The sequence below is a fragment of the Acidithiobacillus sp. TH-A35 genome, assembly GCF_057473505.1.
On the sequence record NZ_JBYCKR010000128.1, the window covers coordinates 1 to 3,502 of the forward strand.

A 3,502-nucleotide genomic window follows, 5' to 3' on the forward strand; every position below is an offset into this window, starting at 1 on the left:
TCTTTTGCGGAGTGATATCCACCGACCGAGTATCCGGAGCTATCATCTTGCTGCTCACGCTTTGCCTCCACCTACCGGTATGGAGCGCGGCAGGCGCATCGCAATACCCTGCAGCGGGAGAATCTCATCCACCCCGCCTAAGCGAATGGCTTCTTTAGGCATACCGAAAACCACGCAACTCGCCTCGTCTTCGGCAATGGTACGCGCGCCGGCGCAGTGCATCTCGGCGAGCCCCTGCGCGCCATCATCTCCCATGCCGGTCATGATGATACCCCAGGCATTCCGCCCCGCCACCTGCGCTACGGAGCGGAAGAGCACATCGACGGAGGGACGATGATGCTTCACCAAGGGGCCATCAAACACCTGCACCGCAAACTGGGCACCATTGCGTATCAAACGCATGTGCTTACCACCTGGCGCGATGAGGGCGCGGCCAGGTAAAACCCGGTCACCATCACACGCTTCACGCACTTCCAGGGCGCTGATCGTATTGAGGCGGGCGGCAAAGGCGGCGGTGAATTTTTCCGGCATGTGCTGCACCACCACCACCCCCGGAACCGTTACCGGGAGCGCACGGAGCAGCACTTCCAGTGCCTGTGTGCCACCGGTACTGGTGCCGATGGCAATGACTTTTTCCGTGCTCTTCTGTAGCAACACATCGGAAGCAACAGCAGTGGTGGCAGCAAAACTGGCGGCAGGTGCAGGACGAATATTACGCAGGTTGGCACGCGCCGCAGCCTTGACCGCCTGAATGATTTCTGGCGCATCTTTTTGCAAAAAGTCGCGCAGGCCGGAATGGGGTTTCTGGATAATTTGTACGGCGCCAGCAGACAAGGCATTCAAGGTAATCTGCGCCCCAGATTCCGCCAGACTGGAACAGATGATTACGGGTAAGGGATGTTCCGCCATGATTTTGCGCAGGAAGGTCACGCCGTCCATACGCGGCATTTCGATATCGAGTATGATCACATCGGGCCATTGGCGCTGCATGCGATCCCAGGCAAAAATCGGGTCATGGGCGGTCGCCAGTACGGCGATATCCGGGTCTTGCGTCAGGGCCGCTTGCAGCACCTGCCGCACGACTGCGGAGTCGTCTACAATGAACACTTGTATTTTCTTCACAAGAAGTTTAGCTCAATAATTATCTGTTTATTAACCCGCATGGATAGCAGCACCTCGCCCGCTGAATTTCAAATACACCGCACCCGACCATACTTCAAAATAAAGACTGCGGTGACCTTGTCCCCCAAGGTGCGAGGTGGCAATACCAAAACCAGCCTGCTGGACCAATTGCTTTGCTGCCTGCACATTTTTACAGGAGATATCAGCGCAGGTTTCCGGCATATGGCATTGGAAGCACTCGCGGTGAACGGCGGTGCCTATCGCCTTATCGTTGTCCATAATGGTTCTGCCAGGCTGTCGGCGAAACATATTACCGCCACCAAATAGCTTGCACACATAGTCACTGGGATGAGTGCGTTGCTGGCGCAACTCCTGCATCAGCGCGGCCACCGCCTCATCGCCGTACCGACCGTCCAGAGACGCCGCTGCCGGGCGCGGACTACCTCGACTAGGGAGCATGAAGTGACACATTCCGCCCACCTGCAGACGGGGATGCCAGAGGGTAATGGCGATACAGGAACCGAGCAGGGTGCCGATACGGGTATCCCGATCTCCGAAATACCATTCTCCCGGTTGCAGAAATATCTCCACGATACCCATGCGTCAATCCCTCCGATAGACCGCCGGTTGAACAAGGCGCAGACCATCGACGATACCATTGAGACTTTCGGAGTGTCCCACCAAAAAATATCCGCCGGGACGCAGGTGCGCGAGCAGGCGCAAACAAATGGCCTCCTTAGCGGGCGGATCAAAGTAAATCAGCACATTGCGCAAAAAAATCACATCAAAATCCCCCACGGCAGGCAGCGGATGATTCAGGTTGATTTGCGAAAATTTCACCGACTTGCGCAACTCCGGCACGATACTGAATGATCCCTCTTGTCGGCCCACACCACGCAGACAATAGCGCTTCAAATAGGCTTTAGGGATTTTCTCGGCACGTTCCATGGGGTAAATACCCTGCGCAGCCGAAGCCAGCATACGAGTACTCAAATCCGAGGCCAGAATTTCCCAACCGCGGCCGCGGCGTTCGGCCAACACCATGGCGATACTGTAGGGCTCCTCGCCGGAAGAACAAGCGGCGCTCCAGATACGAAGCGCCGACTGGTTAGCCCGCTGTGGGATAATCTGTTCACTCAAAAAGGCGAAGTGCTTGGTCTCCCGAAAGAAGTAGGTCTCATTCGTCGTGAGCAGATCCACGGCCTGCTGTCGCTCAGTCGCCTCGCTGTCGAGCAGACGCAAATAGGCATCATAACTATGGCAATCTCGTGCCCGCAGGCGCTTTCCCAATCGCCCCATCACCAGCGGCTTCTTGGCCGGGCCGAGGGTAATCCCAGCCTCTTTCTGCAAAAAAGCCTGGATACGTCGATAGTCGGCATCAGACAAGGTGGATACGGGCGTGGTCATCAACATGGTCTATGGACCGGCCGCCGCATCGGCAGCAATCGCGGCGAGTTCGGCCATCTCGTCCAGGGAGAGCACCCGCTCCATTTCCAGCAGGACAATGAATTGATTAGCCACCTTGGCCATACCCCGGATGAACTCGGTGCGCAAACCGGCACCAAACTGCGGCGCTGGTTCTATCTGTTCCTCTGAGAACTCCAGCACCTCATTGACGGCATCGACGATGACGCCGAGGCGCTGTCGTGACTCCCCTTCCTGCAGATCCACGATGGTAATGCAACTCCGTTTATGAATGGCAGTCGCCGGACGTCCGAAACGGCGCGCTATGTCGATGATGGGCACTACCTGACCACGCAGGTTGATCACCCCCACCACAAAAGTCGGCATCATGGGAATCTGGGTAGGAACGACATAGGCGATAATCTCTCGCACCGCCGTAATATCCACACCAAAGGATTCCGCCTGCAACTGGACAATCAGATATTGCCCTCCCCAACGTTCAACCTGGGCGGTACCGTCTCCTGCTGGCAGCATATTCATGGACGCCTCCTCAGAAGCGGACGAAATCGTGGCTGTCAGCACTTACTGGCGCTGCGTCGTGTCCACGTCCCTGGAGGGGCGCCGGGCCCCCCGCAGAGGCTTTATGCACACTGGCTTTGGCAGAATGTCCGCCCCCATTCGTGCGTAGTCGGAACGTCGCCATCAACTGCTGAAGCTGTTCGGCCTGTCCGCTCATCTCCTCTGCCGTCGCCGCCAGCTCTTCAGAGGCGGATGCATTTTGCTGGGTAACCTGATTGAGTTGCCCCACCGCCAAGTTGATCTGATCGATGCCTGCCGCCTGTTCATTGGATGCTGCGTTGATTTCCTGCACCAGGTCAGAGGTTTTGCCGATCGCCGGGACCAGAGCGGTCAGAGCGCTTCCGGCTTGTTCCGCCACCTGCACACTGCTGCTGGCCAGTGCGCCAATTCCTGTGCC

5 protein-coding genes are annotated in these 3,502 nt (G+C 57.3%); all 5 read right to left on the reverse strand.

All coding sequences use genetic code 11. The features are described from left to right. Positions 1-54: 54 nt before the first annotated feature. Positions 55-1,122 (reverse strand): protein-glutamate methylesterase/protein-glutamine glutaminase, encoded by a 1,068-nt coding sequence (locus AC2VNK_RS04510; protein ID WP_486882974.1) that lies wholly within the window; start codon positions 1,120-1,122, stop codon positions 55-57. A 30-nt stretch (positions 1,123-1,152) separates the two neighbouring features. Then, the gene (locus tag AC2VNK_RS04515) at positions 1,153-1,722 is read right to left on the reverse strand and encodes a chemotaxis protein CheD (protein WP_291525223.1); all 570 of its coding nucleotides are present in this window, start codon (positions 1,720-1,722) and stop codon (positions 1,153-1,155) included. 3 nt (positions 1,723-1,725) lie between these two features. Beyond that, positions 1,726-2,529 (reverse strand): CheR family methyltransferase, encoded by an 804-nt coding sequence (locus tag AC2VNK_RS04520; protein ID WP_486882975.1) that lies wholly within the window; start codon positions 2,527-2,529, stop codon positions 1,726-1,728. Positions 2,530-2,538: 9 nt separating this feature from the next. After that, a complete protein-coding gene (locus AC2VNK_RS04525) occupies positions 2,539-3,066 on the reverse strand; it encodes a chemotaxis protein CheW (RefSeq protein WP_291525219.1) in 528 nt (175 codons plus the stop codon). A gap of 10 nt (positions 3,067-3,076) precedes the next feature. Beyond that, on the reverse strand, positions 3,077-3,502 hold a 426-nt coding region (locus AC2VNK_RS04530; protein WP_486882976.1), incomplete at its 5' end, for a methyl-accepting chemotaxis protein.